Annotated in this window: 21 protein-coding genes and 1 riboswitch; of the genes, 4 read left to right on the forward strand and 17 right to left on the reverse strand. The window is 44.6% G+C overall.

Going from position 1 to position 21,844, the window contains the following annotated elements; all coding sequences use genetic code 11:
* Positions 1 to 40: 40 nt before the first annotated feature.
* The 7 genes from ric to MHH89_RS13435 form a co-directional block, all read right to left on the reverse strand.
* Positions 41 to 736 carry an iron-sulfur cluster repair di-iron protein gene (ric, locus tag MHH89_RS13405; protein WP_341088810.1) on the reverse strand — a complete coding sequence of 232 codons (696 nt, stop codon included), beginning with the start codon at positions 734 to 736 and terminating at the stop codon, positions 41 to 43.
* A 382-nt stretch (positions 737 to 1,118) separates the two neighbouring features.
* On the reverse strand, positions 1,119 to 1,511 hold the full coding sequence (locus tag MHH89_RS13410; RefSeq protein ID WP_081387696.1) for a hypothetical protein: 393 nt from the start codon (positions 1,509 to 1,511) through the stop codon (positions 1,119 to 1,121).
* 27 nt (positions 1,512 to 1,538) lie between these two features.
* A complete protein-coding gene (locus MHH89_RS13415) occupies positions 1,539 to 3,305 on the reverse strand; it encodes a hypothetical protein (RefSeq protein ID WP_340010854.1) in 1,767 nt (588 codons plus the stop codon).
* Between the two features lie 274 nt (positions 3,306 to 3,579).
* Positions 3,580 to 4,305, reverse strand: coding sequence for a hypothetical protein (locus MHH89_RS13420; RefSeq protein ID WP_076130692.1), 726 nt, complete (start codon positions 4,303 to 4,305; stop codon positions 3,580 to 3,582).
* A gap of 211 nt (positions 4,306 to 4,516) precedes the next feature.
* On the reverse strand, positions 4,517 to 4,834 hold the full coding sequence (locus MHH89_RS13425) for a winged helix-turn-helix transcriptional regulator (RefSeq protein ID WP_036682958.1): 318 nt from the start codon (positions 4,832 to 4,834) through the stop codon (positions 4,517 to 4,519).
* Between the two features lie 124 nt (positions 4,835 to 4,958).
* Positions 4,959 to 5,282 carry a hypothetical protein gene (locus MHH89_RS13430; protein ID WP_076184188.1) on the reverse strand — a complete coding sequence of 108 codons (324 nt, stop codon included), beginning with the start codon at positions 5,280 to 5,282 and terminating at the stop codon, positions 4,959 to 4,961.
* Between the two features lie 23 nt (positions 5,283 to 5,305).
* On the reverse strand, positions 5,306 to 6,238 hold the full coding sequence (locus MHH89_RS13435) for a Gfo/Idh/MocA family protein (RefSeq protein WP_370511609.1): 933 nt from the start codon (positions 6,236 to 6,238) through the stop codon (positions 5,306 to 5,308).
* Between the two features lie 166 nt (positions 6,239 to 6,404).
* Between MHH89_RS13435 and MHH89_RS13440 the strand changes: the two genes are divergently transcribed.
* Together MHH89_RS13440 and msrA are read left to right on the forward strand one after the other, a co-directional pair.
* Positions 6,405 to 7,025 carry a TVP38/TMEM64 family protein gene (locus MHH89_RS13440; RefSeq protein ID WP_341087284.1) on the forward strand — a complete coding sequence of 207 codons (621 nt, stop codon included), beginning with the start codon at positions 6,405 to 6,407 and terminating at the stop codon, positions 7,023 to 7,025.
* 98 nt (positions 7,026 to 7,123) lie between these two features.
* Positions 7,124 to 8,110, forward strand: a complete 987-nt coding sequence (gene msrA / locus MHH89_RS13445) for a peptide-methionine (S)-S-oxide reductase MsrA (protein WP_038572566.1) — start codon at positions 7,124 to 7,126, stop codon at positions 8,108 to 8,110.
* 97 nt (positions 8,111 to 8,207) lie between these two features.
* Here msrA and MHH89_RS13450 read toward each other — a convergent pair whose 3' ends face one another.
* Positions 8,208 to 9,323, reverse strand: a complete 1,116-nt coding sequence (locus MHH89_RS13450; RefSeq protein WP_341087286.1) for a DUF4349 domain-containing protein — start codon at positions 9,321 to 9,323, stop codon at positions 8,208 to 8,210.
* A 429-nt stretch (positions 9,324 to 9,752) separates the two neighbouring features.
* On the opposite strand from MHH89_RS13450, the gene MHH89_RS13455 reads away from it, so the two are divergent.
* Positions 9,753 to 9,905: a DUF1540 domain-containing protein gene (locus tag MHH89_RS13455; RefSeq protein WP_076098619.1), complete on the forward strand. Its 153-nt coding sequence runs from the start codon at positions 9,753 to 9,755 to the stop codon at positions 9,903 to 9,905.
* 146 nt (positions 9,906 to 10,051) lie between these two features.
* Here MHH89_RS13455 and metE read toward each other — a convergent pair whose 3' ends face one another.
* The 8 genes from metE to MHH89_RS13495 all read right to left on the reverse strand — a co-directional run bounded on the left by metE (position 10,052) and on the right by MHH89_RS13495 (position 19,468).
* Positions 10,052 to 12,355: a 5-methyltetrahydropteroyltriglutamate--homocysteine S-methyltransferase gene (gene metE / locus MHH89_RS13460; RefSeq protein ID WP_341087287.1), complete on the reverse strand. Its 2,304-nt coding sequence runs from the start codon at positions 12,353 to 12,355 to the stop codon at positions 10,052 to 10,054.
* Between the two features lie 155 nt (positions 12,356 to 12,510).
* Positions 12,511 to 12,716, reverse strand: a riboswitch (cobalamin riboswitch).
* Between the two features lie 99 nt (positions 12,717 to 12,815).
* Positions 12,816 to 13,676, reverse strand: coding sequence for an undecaprenyl-diphosphate phosphatase (locus MHH89_RS13465; protein WP_341087290.1), 861 nt, complete (start codon positions 13,674 to 13,676; stop codon positions 12,816 to 12,818).
* Positions 13,677 to 13,726: 50 nt separating this feature from the next.
* A complete protein-coding gene (locus MHH89_RS13470; protein ID WP_076218903.1) occupies positions 13,727 to 14,350 on the reverse strand; it encodes a DedA family protein in 624 nt (207 codons plus the stop codon).
* Positions 14,351 to 14,367: 17 nt separating this feature from the next.
* Positions 14,368 to 16,317, reverse strand: a complete 1,950-nt coding sequence (locus MHH89_RS13475; protein ID WP_341087292.1) for an FtsX-like permease family protein — start codon at positions 16,315 to 16,317, stop codon at positions 14,368 to 14,370.
* The gene (locus MHH89_RS13480; protein WP_076280509.1) at positions 16,292 to 17,062 is read right to left on the reverse strand and encodes an ABC transporter ATP-binding protein; all 771 of its coding nucleotides are present in this window, start codon (positions 17,060 to 17,062) and stop codon (positions 16,292 to 16,294) included. Before MHH89_RS13480 ends, MHH89_RS13475 begins: the two co-directional genes overlap by 26 nt.
* A gap of 85 nt (positions 17,063 to 17,147) precedes the next feature.
* Complete coding sequence (locus MHH89_RS13485) at positions 17,148 to 18,155, reverse strand: sensor histidine kinase (protein WP_076310109.1); 1,008 nt, start codon at positions 18,153 to 18,155, stop codon at positions 17,148 to 17,150.
* Positions 18,152 to 18,853: a response regulator transcription factor gene (locus MHH89_RS13490; RefSeq protein ID WP_076310110.1), complete on the reverse strand. Its 702-nt coding sequence runs from the start codon at positions 18,851 to 18,853 to the stop codon at positions 18,152 to 18,154. The genes MHH89_RS13485 and MHH89_RS13490 overlap by 4 nt, the downstream gene beginning before the upstream one ends.
* A gap of 162 nt (positions 18,854 to 19,015) precedes the next feature.
* On the reverse strand, positions 19,016 to 19,468 hold the full coding sequence (locus tag MHH89_RS13495) for an NlpC/P60 family protein (protein WP_218640933.1): 453 nt from the start codon (positions 19,466 to 19,468) through the stop codon (positions 19,016 to 19,018).
* Between the two features lie 236 nt (positions 19,469 to 19,704).
* On the opposite strand from MHH89_RS13495, the gene MHH89_RS13500 reads away from it, so the two are divergent.
* A complete protein-coding gene (locus tag MHH89_RS13500) occupies positions 19,705 to 20,274 on the forward strand; it encodes a hypothetical protein (protein ID WP_341087296.1) in 570 nt (189 codons plus the stop codon).
* A 501-nt stretch (positions 20,275 to 20,775) separates the two neighbouring features.
* On the opposite strand, the gene MHH89_RS13505 is transcribed toward MHH89_RS13500, so the two are convergent.
* A complete protein-coding gene (locus MHH89_RS13505; protein WP_038572584.1) occupies positions 20,776 to 21,570 on the reverse strand; it encodes a TIGR00266 family protein in 795 nt (264 codons plus the stop codon).
* Positions 21,571 to 21,844: the final 274 nt, after the last annotated feature.

Below are 21,844 nucleotides of genomic sequence, written 5' to 3' on the forward strand. Positions count from 1 at the left end.
AAAAAAGTCCCCTAAGGGACTCTATGAAAACTCATTTTTTCTACTGGAATCTAGGGAACAATATATTATTCTCCAGATGAACATGTTCAAAAGTCATGCTCTCCAGCTCCTCTAGCCGGGCATAAGTCAAACGATAGGTTGTACAAGCATGAGCCGGTGGGGTGAAATCAGCTGTTATTTTGCGTATTTGTCTCAATATATCGCCTGCTGTGTCATGTTCACTCTCGAGTTCAATTAATGCCTCGCGAAGTATGGTCAGCCCTTCTTCACTTGGATTGGCATCATACGCTAATAATTTTGGAAACTCGTCTTCCTCTTCTTTAGCTGTATGCTGAAGCAGATCTTCCTTGAGTGCATTAAACAAACTATATAACTCTTCTAAATGAGGGGAATCTCCGCCATGAACCCGGTATACCTTAGTTACATTTTGGCTAATCAGGGGCAGCTCTTCCCGCAGGTAATGGTGATGTTTACTCACGATATGCTCGATTAACTCTGCAGAAGGTGCTATATTCCATGCGAGTTCTTCTTGAGGTACCGGATATTCCTCGAACAGCTTGTTGAGATCACTAATGATCATCTCTTGATCTAGTCCACGCTCTACCGCTGCTTCAGCAAGAGGTTTGGCGCCTCCACAGCAGAAATCAATCCGTTTGGACTTGAAATAATCCGCAGCTTTTGGGAATTGCAGCACTATATCTTTTACCAGGGCATCTGGAGTAAATCCAGGTTGCACCGATTGCTTATGCTGTAAATCCGAAATTCTATCATTAGGTTGTTTAGTTTCCATAATAGTTCCTCCTCAGGATATGTGATCAGGTTCTGAAAAAATCTTTTCCACCTGTTCACCTTAACCCTGAAAGGAGTTTTGACTTGTGATTGTACTCACGAAAATTGTATCTCTTTGTTGAACGAAAAAGGTCAATTATGGTGATCTCTGACCACAATCAACCTGTTTACATAACGCTTTAGCGTACTTTAGGTTAAAATTACCAAGCATTATTGTATGTACAAACGAAATGACGAAATTTTATACAGGTATTATATGTGTTATTGGCTGAATAATAGATTACTTAGGCACTGGGTAGCCCCACCAAAAGAAGAAGCTTGAGCAATACTTAAAAAGTTTCTTCTGTTACAGCCTTAAAAGGAGCGTGTCCAGTTTCTGCATTTCTTAATAAAGTCGGCTTTCTAAACCTTAAACTGCACCGCAACTTATAAATAGCCGTGTCTTCATTCATTTCAATGAAGATTACATCTATCCATATTGGTACTAATGGTTCTAGTCCACAAAGTATATTTATAGTTTTATCCAGCGTTAATTGCTTATTCCCAATGTTTTCTTCACTTAAAATGTTTAGCCTCATCATATCATCTGCACCGTTTAGCGGCTTGTCTTTTTCTTTCACAGGCTCTATAACAAATTTACAATCGGTAAAAATCAATCCTTTCTTTCTTGATATTTCCTCAATAGTTTTTAATAAATTCCCTTTAAAAATATCTTTATTCATCTGTTTTATCTCTTCCACGTTCATCACCTACTTTATCTGAATACTAGAAATCTTAACAAGTTCATTTGTATTAACGTAACCTGAAGGAGTTGTTTCTATGGTGTATATTTCAAGCCATGCATTTTTAGTTTTCACCCCTATTTGCTCAAGAACTTGTGAGAATAATTTTGCTTGCTCAATTGAAGGAGTATAGTGACCGGATAAGTTAGATATGCTTCGGACCTGTCCCTGATTATTAAGTTTTAGCTTTCCTGCCGCTTGAACAGACTCCCCATTTGCCAAAAAGGAATGCCCTCTCCCAATATGAAGTTTGCCATTCATGTCTACAACAAAATCAACCTCGGAAAGACCACTGTTATTTTTCAAGTATCCATTTTCGATATTGAAAGAAAACTCTTTTCCAGTTTGAATATCATTTGGAAACCTATTATTGATTTGTTGAACAGGTTTAACATTTCCAGTCCCCTCAACCGCCTTCACGTGTATGTCACTTGGTTGAACCTTAACTTCCGGTAGTTCTATCACGGGTGTTTTAACAGTTTGCTTAGGAATTTTCACCGAACCTTTAGGCAGCTTTAAGTTCTTATTCAGCCCCCCACGGCTAACGCTAATTCCTTGGAAATTATAGAGTATACCACTAATAATAATGGAATACGCCTGTAATTTCGATATCTTTTCTCCTGTGAAATAATTATAACCTTCTGTTGCCGCTATCGTCTGTTCCAGTATGATATCCACACCTGGTTCTTCTCGCTCTAGCTGGATATCTCCATTTCTAATAGCTTCCTGATAGGCGATGCTCGCTTGGGCTGCTTTTTGATCTGTCACACCGTTTTTACTGAGGACCCACGTATTCCCCATTAACTTTTTATCATATTCACTAAAATCAAAGGCTGATTTGCCCTTTAGTTGATTCTCTGCTTGTTCGATTTCCAGCCGCTTCCCTGCCAATTGACTCTTGGCCTGCTCCCCAACACCTTCCTTTTGCAACGCCATTCGCAGTAGTAAGAGGTATTCTTCATTTTGGAGTAGGGGCACATTAGACGTCGTGATCGATGGATCATAATCACACGCCTGTACCGCTGGCCTCTTAAAATTAGCGCTTAAATTCTTACCCAACTGGTACTGGACTTCGCCTATACCCAAGGATTCCAGCTTCTTACGTGCGTCATCCGCCAGCTTATGCATTGCATCCATTTGCGTCCGATTTCCAAACGCCTGATACACCTCATAGGCGGTCTGTGCCTTTGCGATTTGATTCCGTGCCTGGTAGATATCCTTCAGCTTGCTTTGTGCGGCAATGGAATCAATCGTTCCCAGTCCCGAATTCTTAACAGTTGTTTGAAGCTTCTTCACCATAGGATCGCTATCCAGCTCATCCTTTCCCATTAGAGCAGCAATCGAGGTGATCAGATTCGTGACCGCCTTCTGAGCTGCTGGTGGGATCGAAAACTGCCCAATTGCGCTGTCTCCTCCTAGCCTTCCGAACATACTTCCTAAAGCGCCAAACTGCTGAAAGAGTTGATTCATCTGGCGTTTATTCTGATCCTGAACACCTTGAACACCCTTTACAGCTGAACGAATAATATCTTCAAGCTTCTCAGCCTCTACCGTCAATTCGTTGATAAGCACTTGGGCTTTTATCTGGTTTGATCCCAGCGGGATACCATCCCAATTATTTATTTGACCTTTCAGTTGCAAGTACAACCGATTGGTGTCCTGGCTAACCTGTCTAATTTTTGTCTGCAGTCGTTCAACTTCGTCTTCTTTGAATACCATTTTGTTAGATGCCATTCATGACCTCCAGTTCTTACACTTAGACCATCCAATGTGCTACACTCTTCGACTCATCATTCCAGATCTTTATGTACTATTTTATCTTTAAATACTTAAGTAAAAGGAGCGCATATCTAACCTATATATCGGCTTAACTTCCCATTATTTTACTTTAAATCCTTTCTTTTAATTTTTTAATTCTAATTACTGCCCTGAAAATAGCAGATAACAAAAACAGGTCAATCATGGAGATAAATCTCCACAATCGACCTGACACTAAAATCTGTATCTTCTATTGAACATAAGCCTGCATATACGTTCGCTTACCCTTTGCGTCCTTCAAATAAGGTCCTAAGCCAGCAAAGCGGGAGTGATCCATATAAACACCAGTCATCCATCTGCCTTCTGTTAGGCCTCCGTTCCATTTGAGGACAAGGTCAGGGGCGGATATCCATTCCTGATAAATCTGTATATTCTGATCTTTGTACTCTTTACAAGGCTTAGACTGCTCCAGAAGACGTAGATCATTAAGGTAAGTTGGCACGAAATAAGAGGATATCGTATGCAAATCATCTTCATCAAAAAAGGGCTCATCCCCTAAAAAGGGTTTGAATAATACGGTATTCTCGTACATGGACCAAATTAGGGCTTGTAGCACCATGCTTTGGCGAATGCCATTATGGAACTTATATTGTCGTTGATTACTCGCCACATTCACTTCTTGAAGAGGTTCCGTCGACTCCAGGCAATGCCGTTCACAGCCGATACATTTCCAGCCAGAAGGACTTTGAATCCATTTTTGAAAAATAGTCCCGCTATCATTGTTGCCTTTGTAGAGTGAAGAGATAATGCTGTAAGGCACGCCAATCCACGCATCCCATAAGGAATCTGGAAGATGGCTATGCAGCATGAACAACGTCTTGTCATAGATGAGCTGTACTTTGATCGAAGCGTTCTCCAGCTCAGCAACATCCTTTTTTCCATACGTTATTTCCCGGGAAAACAGGGTGGTCTTCATCTCCCTCGCCTCCTAATAGTTTTGCTATGCCTGTACTCCAGCTGAGTAGATTTGAGCAAAAACCAATATTGCAAGCGTTTCCACGCAAGGAACATACAACGTTTTTTCTATTATATTACAGATTTTTTCGATCTGTGCAAGGTTTTTATTTAAAAATTGAAAAGCCCTCCTCCGTTCTTCAGGAAAAAGGGCCACAACACGACTTTGATTTCTACTCTACCCAGCTCTCAGCCCAAGACTGAATCTGCTGCATAACAGGCTCCAGCGCACGGCCTTTGTCTGTTAGTTCATATTCAATACGCACAGGTGTTTCCGGGTATACATGTCTAACCAGAATACCCTCACCTTCCAAATCCTTCATCCGCTCGGACAGCATCTTATCGCTCATTGAAGGAATGAGGCCGGAAATATCTTTAAACCGCTTCGGTCCACTCATCAATGTCTGAATAATAAGTCCATTCCAACGTTTGCCTAAGAAAGAGAAGGCTGTCTCAAATCTGGGACACATCGAAATTTGATGTTCTTCCATTGTTCTCACCTCTCACTAGCGAAACTTACTATTAGTTAGTATATATAATATTAACACATTTCATCCCTGATGAACATCGTTTACTAAAAAAAGTTCATCTGACATTATCATTATATCCTCGTTGTCAATCCCCTGTATGTGCTTTAGATTCCCTTTTAGAGATCGCTTCTGTCACGATTTGCGCCAAGTCATCATTTCCGAATAAGGAGAGTACGCCCAGAACTGTGTCATCAGAAATATCCCCTGCTTCCTCCGCAGAAACCGTTAGGGCAAGCGCTTTTCGCAAGGCTTCATTCCCTTCTTGCTGTGGATACGCCTGTAAATACAAACTGTGCGGGTCGAGTCCTTGATTCACGCACCACTGGGCGAATACAAGGATCATCATCTCTTCCTCACGCTTATAGCTTTCGATGATTTGTTCCTCCACTAATTTACGGTTGTCTTCCATATTTTACTCCTTTCTTAGAGACCTCATTCAGCAAGCTGAGCTGCCAATCTATGACTAGGCAGAACTGCTGAAGCAGCAATACTGCATAACTCTGGTGTATTTATATTGTTCAGGAAATGATCTACCACTCCACCAAAACCTCTTCTATCCAGCACCGTATCCCAGCTTCCAAAGCTCTGGGTCCGTGGCAAAGCATTTTTTTCATATAGGATGGCTTGGTCCAGATCTGCCACTTCCACCGAACGTCCATTACCGTGCAGCTCCAGCTTCTCCAAATCAACACCCGCCTCACGAACCATACTATACATCCCCACTGAGCCTTGCTTCCAACCCAGCATTCCAGATGCCTGCACAAGTCGTCCCTCTCCATTGGATTGAAGATTACTGCGAAGCAGCTCATACTGATCTCCACATAACCATAACAGCAGATCAAGCATATGAATCAAGTCGTCATGCACAGTCTCACGGCTGCTGCCTAACTGCAGCTTCGTGCGATGTTTAATCGCGTGGCAATGGCTAATGCCTCCGGCTTCCTCGAGCCAACTCTTGGCAGTGACATACATTGGGGCAAAACGCCGATTAAAGCCCACGCCTAGCAGCAGCCCTTTATTTTCTGCCAGCTCTGCCATCCTTCTGGATTCTTCCAGATCATAGGACAGCGGCTTATCTACATACACCGAAATCCCATGTTCGAGACATTTTGTTACTATATCATAATGGGTCGTCGTTGGGCTATGCACAAATACTGCATCCAGATCCCAAGACAACAGCTCGTCCAAATTTGTCGTACCTTTAGGAAAACGGTAGGCTTTAACAGCTTGCTCTACTGTTGTGGATGAGTGACTGAGAACCCCCACTACCTCAACTTGTCCATGCTGAGAGAGCAGTGGCAAATATACTTTGCGGGCGATATTGCCAATCCCGATGATGGCGACTCTTTTGCGTGCAGAAACGATCAATGATCTAACTCCCCTCTTTATAATTCAAGAATTTATCTCTCTCTTTGTTCTCTATAAATGCTATTATACCTGCTTGGCGTTCGCCGACAATGATCTTCACTTCAATATTTACTTTTTATCCCGTATGATGAGATGAATGATTGGAAGAAAGGGTATATTAGCTATGAGAAAATGGTTCTCGATTATTATTTATGTTTCGGGCACAATCCTTGCGTTTATCTACAGATATGACATCCTTAGCTGGATGAAAGAGGATCATAATCTTTTCAGCTCTATAGGGATCGCAACTTTACTGGCTCTCTTTCCAGTTGTACCGTACAAAGCGGTCATCGGATTTTTTGGTTATGCATACGGAAGTTTGGCAGGTGCTTTAATTTGCTGGGTAGCTACAACCCTTGCTGCCGCATTCCTTTTTGGCGTAGTGAAATTCTTATTTCAAGATCAAGCGAGAGCTTATCTGACTTCTATTCCCCTACTCGAAAAATTCACAAAAGGCATAGAACGGCGGCCCTTTGCTTCTATTGTCTTAGCACGTCTCTTGCCGATTATCCCGCAGACAGCAGTTAACATCTATGCCGGAGCAGCAGGACTGCCCTTCTGGGGTTATCTTGCTGCCTCAGCTATTGGAAAAATCCCAGGCATCGCCTTGTATGCCTTCCTTGGGGATCAACTGTTCCAGAACCCAGGTAATGCGATTATAGCCATTATTGTTTATGCCATTGTGCTTATTATAGCCGGACTAAGCTTTCGTTACAGTTCACAGGAAGTAAAAAACACTAGGTAACAGAGAGCTTATTTGGCGGAAGCTGGCAGGCTGTGGTTATTTGCTTTATAATTAGATTGTGATCTATTTAATTGCATTACATGAATGGAGGGATATTAATGAGTGAACATCAGACTAACCATATAAATTCCAAGGCGGAAAAAGCAACCTTTGCAGGTGGATGCTTCTGGTGCATGGTCTCGCCGTTCGAGGAATTGCCAGGCATTATTAGTGTCGTCTCCGGCTATACTGGCGGGCATACAGTGAATCCTACCTATGAAGAGGTATGCTCCGAAACTACAGGACATGTTGAAGCCGTACAAATTACGTTCAATCCAGAAATTTTCCCTTATAGCAAGCTGCTTGAGTTATTCTGGCAGCAAATTGACCCAACCGACGCGGGTGGACAATTCCATGATCGCGGCACCTCTTACGGAACGGCTATCTTCACCCATTCTGAAGAGCAGAAGCAACAAGCAGAGGCTTCCAAGGCAGCTTTGCAAGAAAGCGGCCGATTCGCTAGCCCGATTGTTACCCCGATCCTCCCGGCAGCAACCTTCTATCCTGCCGAAGAATATCATCAGGGCTACCATCGTAAGAACCCGGGCCACTACAAACGTTACCGTAAGGGTTCCGGACGAGAGGATTTTATCGAAACCCACTGGACACATAAAGAAGACAAACTAAGCTTGAAAGAACGTCTGACGCCACTTCAATATGAAGTCACTCAGAATAGCGCTACAGAGTCACCTTTCCGAAATGATTTTTGGGATCACCACGGAGAAGGCATTTATGTAGATATCGTATCTGGTGAAGCATTATTCAGTTCGCAGGATAAATACGATTCCGGTTGTGGCTGGCCCAGCTTTACACGTCCGATTCGCGATTACGCCGTGAAGGAAAAGACGGACCTCAGCCATTTGATGGTTCGCACAGAAGTGCGCAGCAAAGTAGCAGATTCCCATCTAGGTCATGTCTTCGACGATGGTCCAGGGGAAAACGGCCTGCGCTACTGCATTAATTCAGCGGCACTGCGCTTTATACCAAAAGAGGATCTGGAGAAAGAGGGCTATGGCGAGTATCGTGTACTCTTCCAGCCTGCCTAATCTTCGATAAAAGCGAAATACTGTACTGTCTTACAGAAAAGAAAAGCCTCCAATTCACGGTATACCATGAATTGGAGGCTTTTTAATTCATAGAAGCTTATTCTTTATTCTCGTCCTCGTTAGCTTTCTTATCCTTTATTGAGGTTGTCACCTTTGGCTCTGCTGGTCCAGGGAGTACCGCCTTGTTCAGTTCCCGATTTTCCTGCCGTATCCGCTGGGTCTGCTGCTCCCGTCGTGCACGGATATTTTTGCGGGCAAACCAAACGATGACTAAAATAATGCCCGCACCGATTAGAATCGGCAATGCACCTGCAAGAATTACAAAAATCCACTGAAACATAACAGATAGTGCGTTCAGGCTTCCTTTTAAAGCATCCGATGCCCGTTCTAGCAATGGACCTTGCTCTGCCTTTTCCTTCACGGCTAAGCTCTCATCCGTCTGGTACACTCTAAGCTCTACCGTTGAAAAGGATACGTTCTGATCTATATATCGCATTCTGCCTTTGATCTGCTCAATCGTTTCTTGAATCGAACCAAGCTCGTTTGCAAAGGCGACCAGATCACTTGATTTCGTTGCTTTTTTCATAAACTCTGTGTATTGAGCTTCCATTAACTGCTTTGCCTTTAGACGCGACTCCAGATCAACATACTCCTCCGAGACATCCTGACCTTGAATACTGCGCTGTAGCGATTCGTGTTTTACTTTTTCCAAATTATTCAGAAAAGGAGAGAACCCGGAGGCAGGCACCTTAAGGATAAACGTCCCTCCTTGCTCATATTGCGACATGTTTTCGTTAAACTCTATAATATATCCTTTAGCCATCGTTACCATGTTGCGGATTTCAGTCTGAGCTTTACCGTAATCTTCTACTTCCATAGTCAGATTGGCATGATAGATTAGCTTCTTGTTCAATCCTTCCACGACATCACTGCCCGTGAATCCCGCGTTCCCTTGATCCGTGTTCTCTGATGTCAAACCTTTTTCAACTGGGGCTTCGTTGCCTCCCGCTGCTGTCTCAGCTTCTGCTGAGGTGCTCTTATCCGCTAATGTAGCTTTCGAAGATTGCTCAGTGGTTGCTGCAGCAGAATTACTCGTATTTCCGCCGTCACCAGCTAATTTGTCTGCCGCCGAATTGTTATCACCCGAGCCACAACCTGCCAATACCACCGCAAAAATTAATAAACATAAGTAATGCAGACCCCATTTGCGCATTCTCATTCCTCCAAAAGTGTAGTGGTTATCCCTAGCATTGTAACGTTACGGAATGTCATGTTCTGTACAGATCTCTTCCGTCTCTCATTTCTATAACGCCCCAAAACTTGGAAGGTTGCACTGGAATATGGAATTTCGGTAAATTTCTTTTGGTTTTTCTTGTTGAATACACAAAAAGCCGCATTTCTGCGGCTCTTATTGGACATATTTTTGATGTGGGAAGGTGACCCGAAAGTTAAAGAACTCATTTGCTTACAAACTCATTATTTGGTACAATTACCACGTCTAACCTAGTAAAAAAAGCCAAATACCCTCTATTCATAATGAATGAGGGCGTGACACGGCTTTGTTGAGACAAGCTCCACCTTGCTGAACAGAGCCGTTCATTGAATGATACTATCAATTACTAATAAGGGGAGGTGAACCCTCATGGCAAAAGACGTAGTTTGTGAAGTTAACTCCTGCACCCACTGGGCAGAAGAGAACAAATGCAGCGCTGAATCGATCTTCGTAGCTTTCCACAGCTCCCAAGAACCAAAACGCGCAGAAGAAACAGATTGCAAAACTTTCGAAAGTAAATAAGTAAATGCCTGAAGGGACCCTCCACGGTTCCTTCTTTTTCTTTTTCATTCTAACAAGATTGAGAATTATTATCAAGTAGCTGATTATAAAAAAATAAGTGAACTAAAAAGCCAGGGTAAATTACCCTGGCTCTAATTTATTTATGTCTATTTTGATGCAATAACCCCTGACTTTTCCCTCGCAATAGCAGCAGCGCTTACCATGTTACGTAGTGCATCCTCTGTCTCCTGCCAGCCACGTGTTTTCAGACCGCAATCCGGATTAATCCAGAACTGTTCAGGGGCCAGCACCCGCAGCGCACGATCGATATTCGCCGTCATTTCTTCTACAGCCGGAACCCGCGGGCTATGGATGTCATACACTCCAAGACCGATTCCTTTATCATAGGCCTGCTCCTCAAAGCTGATAATCAGCTCCCCATGGCTACGTGAAGTCTCAATGGAGATTACATCAGCATCCATAGCCGATATGGAATCGATCATGTCATTGAATTCGCTATAGCACATATGCGTATGAATTTGTGTCGTAGCCTTCACATGGTTCGTAGCAACGCGGAACGACTTCACTGCCCAGTTCAGGTAATGCTCACGGTCTTCTGCCTTAAGCGGAAGTCCTTCACGTATAGCCGGCTCATCCACTTGAATCATTTCGATGCCTGCATCTTCTAGCGCTTTTACTTCATGGCGAAGGGCAAGAGCAATTTGATTGGCTACCTCTTCCCGGCTGAGATCATCACGTACAAATGACCAATTGAGGATAGTTACAGGACCCGTCAACATTCCTTTAACCGGAAGCTTCGTCAACGATTGTGCATAGACACTTTCTTTAACAGTCATAGGCTGTATAAATGCAACATCCGCGTAGATCACCGGTGGCTTAACGCAACGGGAACCGTAGGATTGAACCCAGCCATTACTAGTAAACAAGTATCCGTCCAGCTTTTCTCCGAAAAACTCCACCATATCTGTACGCTCGAACTCACCGTGGACCAGAACATCCAGACCTAGCTTTTCTTGGAAGGTAATTGCATCCGCGATCTGCTCACGAACAAATCCATCATAACGCTCCTGATTCCAGACCCCTTTACGCCATTTCAATCTCGCCTGACGCACTTCTACTGTCTGCGGGAAGCTACCAATTGTAGTGGTTGGCAGAAGTGGAAGCTGCCATTTCTCTTGCTGCACCTTTAAGCGTTCAGCAAAAGGCAAACTGCGTTGGTCAGGCAAAGCTGCAAGTGCAAGCACTTGCTCCGCCACATCCTTACGGCCACGCTCAGGTAGTGCGCGGAATGCTGCAATAGCTTCACGACTAGCGGCCAGCGCTGCTTTAGAAGCTTCTACTTTATCTGCGAGGGCTGCTCCGAGCAGACTAAGCTCTGCAAGCTTCTCATCGGCAAAAGCTAACGCATTCTTAACAGTCGCCTTCAGCTTCACCTCACCTTGAACGGTGACTGGGACATGCAGCAGACTGCAAGAAGGCTGAAGAATAAGACGATCAAGCGGCACATGAACGCTGAGCTTTTCTACCAGTTGCAGCTTAGCGTCTAAATCGGAACGCCAGATGTTCCGTCCATCAATAATTCCGGCACCCAGCCATTTGTCCTTCGGCCAGCCAAGACGTTCGATAGAAGCCAGATTCGCTCCACCATCGTGCACAAAGTCAAGACCCAAGCCTTGAACAGGCAACTCTAGCAGTGCTTCCAACGGTTCAGCAGCTTCGAAATACGTCTGTAAAATAATATTCAAGCCCGGCACGGAGCCGGCAATTTCTGTGTATATCGAGTTAAGCAGTGTTAATTCTTCTTTACTTATGCCTGTAACAATCGCTGGCTCATCGATTTGTACCCAGCTTACCCCTTCTTGCTTTAGTTCCTGTAGCAGTTGAACATAGACTGGAACAAAACGTGCAGCAATCTTGGCGATATCTGCCGCTGCGTAACCTTTGGACAGCTTAAGGAAGGTATACAGACCTAAAAGTACCGGTTTACCTTCAATCCCTGCCTGCGATTTAGCAAAACGATAAGCCGCTAGAGGTTTATTTTCAGTCAGGCGTGGTGTTTGTGTGCCGATCTCTGGAACGATATAGTGATAGTTCGTATTGAACCATTTGGTCATCTCACAGGCAGTAGCCTCAGCATTACCACGGGCCATTGCAAAATAAAGATCAAGCCCGATGTCGCCGCCATCATACGTGTACCGTGGAGGTACAATTCCAAACATAACAGCCGTATCCAACACATGGTCATAAAAAGTAAAATCATTCACCGGAATAAGCTCAATTCCTGCCTCTTGCTGGGTCTTCAAATGCTGCAGCTGAATTGCTGCCATTTCGGAGCGGAATTGCTCCTCATTTATTTTCCCCTGCCAGTAGGCTTCCAGTGTCTTTTTCCATTCGCGGTTCTTTCCGATTCTCGGATATCCAAGATTGCTTACTTTTACTTTATTCGTCATCTCGATACACTCCCTCTTCCATCTCTTATTTCAAACTCCAAAGCTACTTGCTTTCCTATAAAAAAGAGCGCCCTTCCCTAAAAAAGTCAAAGGGAAAGACGCCCATGATATACCCATGGTTAACGTCTAACACCTCCCTATCTTCCGTAGGTGAAGCAGTGCTGTTGAAACAGGCAGGTCTCCTGGCTAGCGGCGTCAACATCTTGAGCAGTCTTCCCAGCAGTAGTAAATTGCCAGTGACCTCTGTTGCTCGAGATTCTTCCGTTACAGTGGCGGGACCGCATCGGCTTCGAACCGAATTTCCCTATTAAGCCTACCGAATTACTATTTTCCGGTCAGCACCTGTCTCCGATATCATTCATCATTTGAGTGTCTTAATCTGATGTCATCATACGTGAAAGCCCCAGCAATCTGCAATAGATTACTGGGGCTTCTGTTATATCGATTCCTTATAACGGACTTAGAAAAATACGAAATATACTACAGCAGCAAGAATTATACGGTATATAGCAAACGGTAAGAGCTTGATACGATTGATCAGTTTTAAGAAGAAACGCATCGATAACAGCGCAAATAGGAAGGCACTAATAAAGCCTGCAATAAAAAACGGCAACGCGTCCATGGTGAAATATTGCCAGTTTTTCATCAGTGACAACAGACTGGCACCTGCCATGATGGGTACTGCCATAATAAACGTAAAATCAGCAGCGGCACGATGGCTCATCCCGAGGAGTACGCCACCAGAAATCGTCGAGCCCGAGCGTGAAAATCCAGGCCATAACGAAAAACACTGTACAAGACCTACACCAAGTGCCTGTTTGTATGTAATCTGATCTACACTCTCAGTTCTGATCTTCTTCGGCCCAAACAGATCGGCAATAATCATTAATATAGCCCCAATCACTAGACCAATTAACACTGTTGAGGTAGAGAATAAATGCTCATTAATATAATCATTAAACAGAACACCTAACACACCTGCAGGCACTAACCCTACCAGAACCTGAGTCAGCTTGAGATGCCCGCCCTGCTCCAACTGCGGTAGCTCCTCTGTTACAGGATCCAACTGCTTACGGCTGAAACGCTTTAAGCCTAACAAATCAATGAACCGATTTCTAAAGATCACAACAACCGCTAATATTGAACCCAGTTGAATAACTACTTTGAAGGTATTTGCCGTATATTGTCCAAATAACTCCTGTGATTTCAGCCACATATCATCAACAATAATCATATGACCCGTGGAGGATACTGGAGCAAATTCGGTTAAACCTTCAACAAGCCCCAAAATAATGGCTTTAATAATCGTTAATAGCTCCATGTGTTTCCCTCCTTTTTAATAGTCATTTCTATTATCAGTCCACTACCCGCTTAGCCCTCAGTGTTCATTCTCCGGCTGCGTTTGCGGAAGTACAGAAACCCAAGAATAACTAATCCGCCAGCAATTAGTACATAGACTACATTGGAGTACACGTCCATGTACATAGCAATGTCTTCCCAGGATTCTCCTAAAGCCGCGCCAATAAGCACAAGCAGCAAATTCCATCCCAATGTGCCAATCGTTGTGAAGATCATAAATACTCCAAATTTCATGCCCGACATTCCCGCCGGAATCGAAATCAGACTGCGGACCAGCGGAACCATCCGACAAAACAATACAGTCCAGTAGCCATATTTATCAAACCAGGCGTCAGCCTTGTGGATATCTTTTTTACTGACCCTAATTAGGCTACCCCAGCGTTCAACCAGTTTCTCTAACCGGCTCACATCCAATAATCGGCCAATATAATAGAGAATTACTGCACCCAGTAGTGAACCAGCCGTGGCAGCAATGATTACACCAGGGATCGTCAAGCTCGTCGTAGTCGTCATAAATCCTCCAAAGGGCAGGATCACTTCTGAAGGAATTGGTGGAAATATATTTTCAAAGGCCAGCATCAGAAAAATACCGAAGTAACCAAACTGCTCCATAAAATCTGTAATCCATGCTTGCATCTTGTTACCCCCATTTCTCATATCAAGTTCTTCTTCAGGTTGCGTAAATAGCGGCTGCGAATAAAAAAGAAGTATAGTCCTTGAACAGCCAAATATCCGAGTAACACCGCGCCTGTCTCCGTTGCGATAGATAAGTAGAACAACCGTTGAAGCGCAATAAAGGCAAACACACTGTGTAAAATAGCTATTCCGACCGGCACAAAAAACAACAAAAACAGCTGAATCGTAACTATTCGATTGAGTTCTTTATCCGTAAGTCCCATCTTGGACAAAGTGGAATATTGATTGCGATCATGATCAAGATCGGTATATAACCGGAAGTAAAGAAAGCTGCCTGCCGCGATAAAAAAGACAGTACCCACCAGCAAGGAAGCAAAAAGCATTGTGTTATACAATGTTTTCTGAAGCTCAAACAGCGTGCCGCTGATCACAATCGCATACGGAGAATCACTTTCATAGGACTGTTTGCCTTTATGGGCAAGATCAGCAGCGATACCTACCGTCTGTGGAAAATCCTCTACATAAAAACCTGTATAAAGATCCGTCTGCACGGGATCAATAGCGCTGTAGAGCTCATCACTGATCACGACACCACTAAAATCCCCGCCATCTCTACCATCCAGCTCCGGCAATAAATATTCGGCGATGGGAACTTGCTCGGTATAACCTATTTCTTTAATGGCAAGTCCTTGCTGCAAGGAATAGACCGCTTTTACTCTGCCTTCTGTTAAACTGCGATCACGCTGTGAACCAATCATCACCAGACCTTCGTTACCCACCAGAGCACGCTCATCTGTTGGGAACCCTGCACGTTGCAGGGCGAGATTATAATCACTGAAAGCAATCAAGGGAAGGCGTAAAGTGCGATCGGGTCCAGTCTGAGCTTCAACCTCAGCATATTTAATCGGGATACTAAGCGCCTCATAAGGGAGTTCGTGCGTCTTGAGCTCTTCCTTAATTTCGTTCAGATGCTGATCAAAGGGTACATCCGCCTGATTTCCTTTGGCTACATAACCCACTGCTGCGGGATAATCCAATTTCAGCTCTCTGGAAAGTGTATGTATCGATGCAAATACCCCTACGGAAGTGAAGGAGACTGCGGATACAATCGTCACCATAAAAAACATTCGGCCATTCTCTTTCCAGCGGTAGGACAAACCGGATAAAGTGATGATATTCGTACGATGCCAATACAAGTGCCGAATGTCCTTAAGCAGCTTAACCAAACAAATACTTAGCTGGGTATAAAAGAGATACGTCCCGATAACCGTAATCGCAACGACCGGAAACATGACTTTCTCTACGGAAGCAGCTTTTGCAGTAGCCGCCATATAATAACCACTGATCAGCAGTACAGCAGAAATAATAGATAATACAAAGGATACTTTGGGTTCTTCTTCTGCCTTACGCTCTCCCTGAAACAGACGCATCAGTGACTCATTGCCGATAAAAACAAAGGTGCAAAGCGATATCAGAAAAAACAATAACACGAAGCTGCAAATCGTAAGCACAAGTGCCTGCCATGGGAGATGAAAGGTTAACAGGGGAATTCCCAAAAAAGTAGATCCGATCATCAAAAATAATTTGCCCAGAAGTAACCCGAGAAGGGTACCTGTCAGGATGGCAGAGGTGCCGATCATCATATTTTCCAGAAAAACCATGGTGTTCAGCTGTCTCTTCGTCATTCCATGCATCAATAAAATTCCGAACTCCATCTTGCGCGACTGCAGGAAAGATCCAACGGATACGAGCACGAACAAAGAACAAAAGACATAAATAATTGCCTCTGCCACCATCATCGTATGAGCCGCCGTACTATAAATTAAGCTCTTTGAAATATCCGGATGGTAAATAAACAAAGCGCACACGAAAAAGATCATCACCGAAAAAGCACTGACGACAAAGTAAGCTGCATATTTGCGTTTATTACGTGTTACATTCCTATAAGCGAATTGCCGAAAGGTCATGGCTGGTTCCCCCAAGCAGAGACAGCATATCAATAATACTTTGGAAGAAAGCGCCTCTATTACTGCCCTTGTACATTTCACTATAGAAACGTCCGTCTTTAATAAAGATGACCCGGTTGCAAAAGCTTGCAGCCACTGCGTCATGTGTGACCATCAGCACCGTAGCTCCTTCTTCCTTATTCACCTCTGTCAACATATTCATGACTTCCCCTGAGGCTTTGGAGTCCAGATTGCCTGTGGGCTCATCCGCCAAAATTAACGATGGACGATGAATCATCGCCCGGGCGATAGCCGCCCGCTGCATTTGTCCGCCTGAGACCTCGTACGTGCGCTTCTTCAGCAAATATTCGATGCCAAGCAAGGTAGTGACCTCTTTCAGCCTGCTCTCCATCTCTGGGACACGAGCACCTGCAAGCGTCAAAGGTAATACGATGTTTTCCTCTACAGTGAGCGTATCCAGTAGATTAAAATGCTGAAAGACGAAGCCTAGCTCATGACGGCGAAAAAGCGCCTTTTCTTTTCTGCTAAGCAGATTAGGATCTCGGCCGTTGATCAGAATCTGACCGGAGGTCGGTTGGTCGATGGTGGCAATCGTGTTGAGCAGCGTTGTTTTCCCGCTCCCGGATGGACCCATTATGCCAACAAACTCCCCCTTTTCTACAGAAAAGCGGATATGATTCAGCGCCTGAGTGGACACTTTACCCTCATATATTTTTGATAAATTATGAACATCTAGAATGGGCAAGTGTTACCTCTCCTTCTTTCGACTGGATTGCCTTCATTATACAAAGTGTACACATAGGCTGCTATTTCTGAAACTTACAATGCCCTTACACATTTGTAAGGTTTGTTATATGCTGCTCCCTAAATACAATCCGCACGGTGGTCCCGCTTCCTTCTTCGGAACGGATACTCACCTCATGTCCAAGCTTGCCGCAGATCTGCTTCACGAGATATAAACCCATCCCCGTAGATTCCTGGAAGGTTCGTCCATTCACCCCGGTAAAATAAGCATCGAACACGCGCGGCAGATCTCCTGCTGGTATGCCTACTCCTTCATCCCGGATCTCAAGCACAGTCTGCTTATCTTCCGTGACCATCCCTTGGAAATAAACATGTTTGCCCTCTTCTGTCGTATAACGTACAGCGTTCGTAATCAGCTGCGTAAGGACAAAAGTGAGCCATTTTTCATCCGTGGTTACGGTAATCTGCTCATCTATTTGTATAGCTGGAAATACTCTTTTTCGAATAAAAAGACGCTTCTGCTCAGAGGTCACACCACGTACGATGGTCTCCAAATTCAGCCGTTCCACATAAAAATCGTGCTCGAAAGTATCCAGACGGGCCGTATAAAGCACGGTATCCAGTCCTTTTTTCAGACGATCCAGTTCATCACCAATTGCCGTAAAAGGAGGGCCATCCTTATCCTGAATGATCAGATGAATGACAGACAACGGCGTCTTCATGCCATGTACCCATTGATTAATAAAGTGAATATGCTCTTCTAATTTGTGGCGGTAGCTGTGCAAATCATTTTTGTAGAGGCGGAATTGCGACCCCAGTAAACCTCGCAAGCTTACGGCTAGCGGAGAATCCTGTGTAGGGCCACCTGCCTCATCGAGAGAGGAGGGCGTAGTCTCCAAACGTTCATAGAACGTGCGATTGGTGACGTAACGGTAAGCGAGGTAGCCAATCAGTAGACAAGTGCTGAGCAGCGCGGCATATAAACTTACATTCAGACTGCTGCCTCCATCCAGCCGATACACTAATGTGATCAGGACTAGCTGGGCTAGATAGACCACGATCAGGGGGAACTGTTCCCGTAATAACAACTTCATTCCTCATCCCCCCAATTCGGAATCAAACGATAGCCTTGACCGCGCACGGTTTGTAGTCCATCTGTGATAGCGAGAGCGGCAAGTTTTTTGCGTACACGTGTAACATATACATTTAAGGTATTTTCATCCACGAAGGCTTGATCATCCCAGATTTTTTCGAGCAGCCTGTCCCGGGTAACGATGGCACCTGATTTTTGCATTAGCTCATCTAGTATCTTGGCTTCCGTGTGGCTTAAGTCCACTTTAGCTTCGCCTCGGGTAAGGATTAGCCGCTCTACATCCAGCGTCATTCCGGCAACGTTTAGTGTGCGTTCATTATTCCCACCGGCATAGGTGCCGTAGGCGCGCCGCAGCTGACTTTTGATTTTGGCCATCGCGATTTCGTAATCAAAAGGCTTAGTGATATAATCGTCGGCTCCATTTTCCAGCGCCATTACTTGGTCCATTTTGCCATCGCGGGCAGATATAAAAAGAATAGGGCAGGTTGAAATTCCGCGAATCTGGCGGCACCAGTAATAACCATCGTATTTTGGCAAATTAACATCAAGGAGTGCCAGATGTGGCGTGAACGCCTCAAACTGAGTGCGGACCCGCTCAAAATCACTCACCGCCTGCGTTTCATATCCGAACTTATGTAAATAATCCTGCAGCAAAGCCACAAGTCCACGGTCATCTTCTATAATAAATATTTTGAACATATCATGCCTCCGGTCCAGCCTTAACAATATAAGGGGGTCTGCCAAATAATATATACACCGTGCATAGGGTTAGTCAAATCGGAAGGAAGAAAAAAGAACCCATGAAGCACCTGTTTACGGCACCTTCTAGGTTCTTGGATAAGTTAGGTTTAAGGATATCAACTAGTCCCATTGTTTCTTCTGAATCCCGGCAAGAACTCTCTCTACAGGTGCCCAGCCGATAAGTTCTGGTTGGCTCCAGCCCGGAGCAGCTTGCAGATGGCAAATTTCCATGTAGTGATCTATCCTAACTATATCCCAGGCATGAATGGCCTCGCCATTCCCAAGGGCCAAAGCTACATGCCCCCAATCCTTGAGCTCACCGTCCACCAACCCTGAGCAAGCATAAAAAACAAACGCGCCAGCTGGCGGAGCCCCGGTATTCTTGTGCGCATCGTACAGCCCTGCGGATTCGCGTGCATCGCTGCCTCCCCACATTTCGATTCCATTGCTTCTTTCATAGGCATCTTCAACAAAAGCAAGACAACGCAGCGGATACTCCTGCAACCCCAGCCGCTCCTTAGCCCAACTAATAGCACTCTCAATTTCCTTGCCAAATTCCACGTCCCTTACCAATATACATTCCTCCAAAGTACGATATAGTGTTGAACACATCATACCTGAACCTGCTACTCATGAGCTGGTATTATATAGTTATCAATTAAACTATCCCAATTGTACCTGAGTGGTCATCTACTTCGGCCAACCATTACTTAAAAAACATAAAAAACCGTAAATGAGCATAGCTCATTACGGCTCTAACAAACTATAAATTGGTTTAAAGATACAGGAGTGGTGGTGATAGTGTAGTAGTGGTGGTGGTAGCAGTAGTAGCGATAGCGGTAGTGGAGGACAATGTAAAGTTGATATTGCAGACGCCGAACGGTGATATCCCATCGAACATAAGTAACTTATTGCTTGTTGGAGTAGCTCATCTGCGGGATATATACCGTACATCTGACCGCAACTGCTCCACCAGCTTCATTCTACGGGATTTATACCGTACATTTGGCTATATATGCTCCATCGGCTCCATTCTACGGGATTTATACCGTACATCTGACCGTATACGCTCCATCGGCTCCATTCTACGGGATTTATACCGTACATCTGACCGTATACGCTCTATCGGCTCCATTCTGCGGGATTTATACCGTACATTTGGCTATATATGCTCCATCGGCTCCATTCTACGGGATTTATACCGTACATCTGACCGTATACGCTCTATCGGCTCCATTCTACGGGATTTATACCGTACATCTGACCGTATACGCTCCATCGGCTCCATTCTACGGGATTTATACCGTACATTTGGCTATATGTGCTCCATCGGCTCTATCTGCGGGATTTTATACCGTACATTTGACAGTGTCGAGTAAATCAAAGGCACTTTCGCTCTTCTTTCGCGCCACACTAGCTCATTCGAGCAAATCAAAGGCACTTTTGCCCTTCTTTCGCGCCACACTAGCTCATTCGAGTAAATCAAAGGCACTTTTGCCCTTCTTTCGCGCCAAACTAGCTCATTCGAGCAAATCAAAGGCACTTCTGCCCTTCTTTCGCACCACCCTAGCCAATCCGTGCAAATCAAAGGCAATTTCGCCCTACTTTCGCAACAAACTAGCTCATTCGAGTAAATTAAAGGCACTTTTGCCCTTCTTTCGCGCGATACTAAACCTTTACAGCAAAACAAGGGCATTTCTGCCCTTGTTTCACCACACCCTATAGCGCCACCGCTGAAACGACGCGTCCTCTTGTAATGTTGTATACCTCGTATGCTCCACATTTCGCACGCTCTCTGCCTCATCTACTCAGCACTTCGCACGCTCACTCAACATTCCATTGTCCTCTACTTCCACGCTGTGCAATGCGCTCACGCAGACTTATCTACCATCGAGCAAATTGCCTAGCCCGCCAAGCACGCTTCCTTCTTCTTTCCGACCGCTGTTGCCGGCAGCGGATAGGATGCGATCGGCCATTCGGCTGAATGGCAGCGACTGTACCCACACCTTGCCGGGTCCGCGCAACGTTGCGAAGAACAGGCCTTCGCCGCCGAACAGCGCGGTTTTGACCCCTTTTACAAACTCAATATTATAATCCACCGAAGACGTCATAGCGACTAGACAGCCAGTGTCCAGCTTAAGCGTCTCTCCCGGTTGAAGTGTGCGTTCCATAACATAACCGCCAGAGTGTACAAATGAAAGTCCGTCACCCTCCAGCTTTTGCATAATAAAACCTTCACCACCAAAAAAGCCGGTACCCAGCTTACGCTGAAATTCAATACCGATTGAAACGCCCTTTGCCGCGCAAAGGAATGAATCCTTTTGACAGATGATTTTTCCACCGTATTGCTGCAGGTCGAGCGGGATGATTTTGCCTGGGTACGGAGCAGCAAAGGTGACACTTTTACGTCCATAAGAACCACTGTGTGTAAAGACAGTCATAAACAAGCTTTCACCTGTCAACAGACGTTTGCCCGCGCCCATCAGCTTCCCCATCAAGCCACTTCCACGCGAGCCTCCGCTGCCGTCGCCAAATATCGTCTCCATTGTTATTTCCTGATCCATCATCATGAAGCTCCCGGCTTCGGCAATTACACTCTCTCCTGGGTCAAGCTGCACCTCTACACACTGTATTTCCTCACCCATAATGGCATAATCAATCTCATGAGCACTCATCCCGCAGTTCCTCCTTATAATTAAAGTCAACATGTGACTTATGAATGAAAATATATACGTGCGTGGCGATTCACGGTTTCGCTAATCCTAACTATCCATGAAAACCGCCTATATTCAGCAAAAAAATCAACCAGAGGTTCTGGCTGACCTTAATCCGGTATCCCTGAAAAATGTTATTTATTCCAGCTTTCTTCAGGTTACTGTACCACATCTCTTGTCAATACTTGATAATATGTTACAATACTTTTTATACTTAAATGTTTATTTAGTACTC

The organism is Paenibacillus sp. FSL H7-0323 (assembly GCF_038002725.1).
Lineage (GTDB): Bacteria > Bacillota > Bacilli > Paenibacillales > Paenibacillaceae > Paenibacillus_AQ > Paenibacillus_AQ odorifer.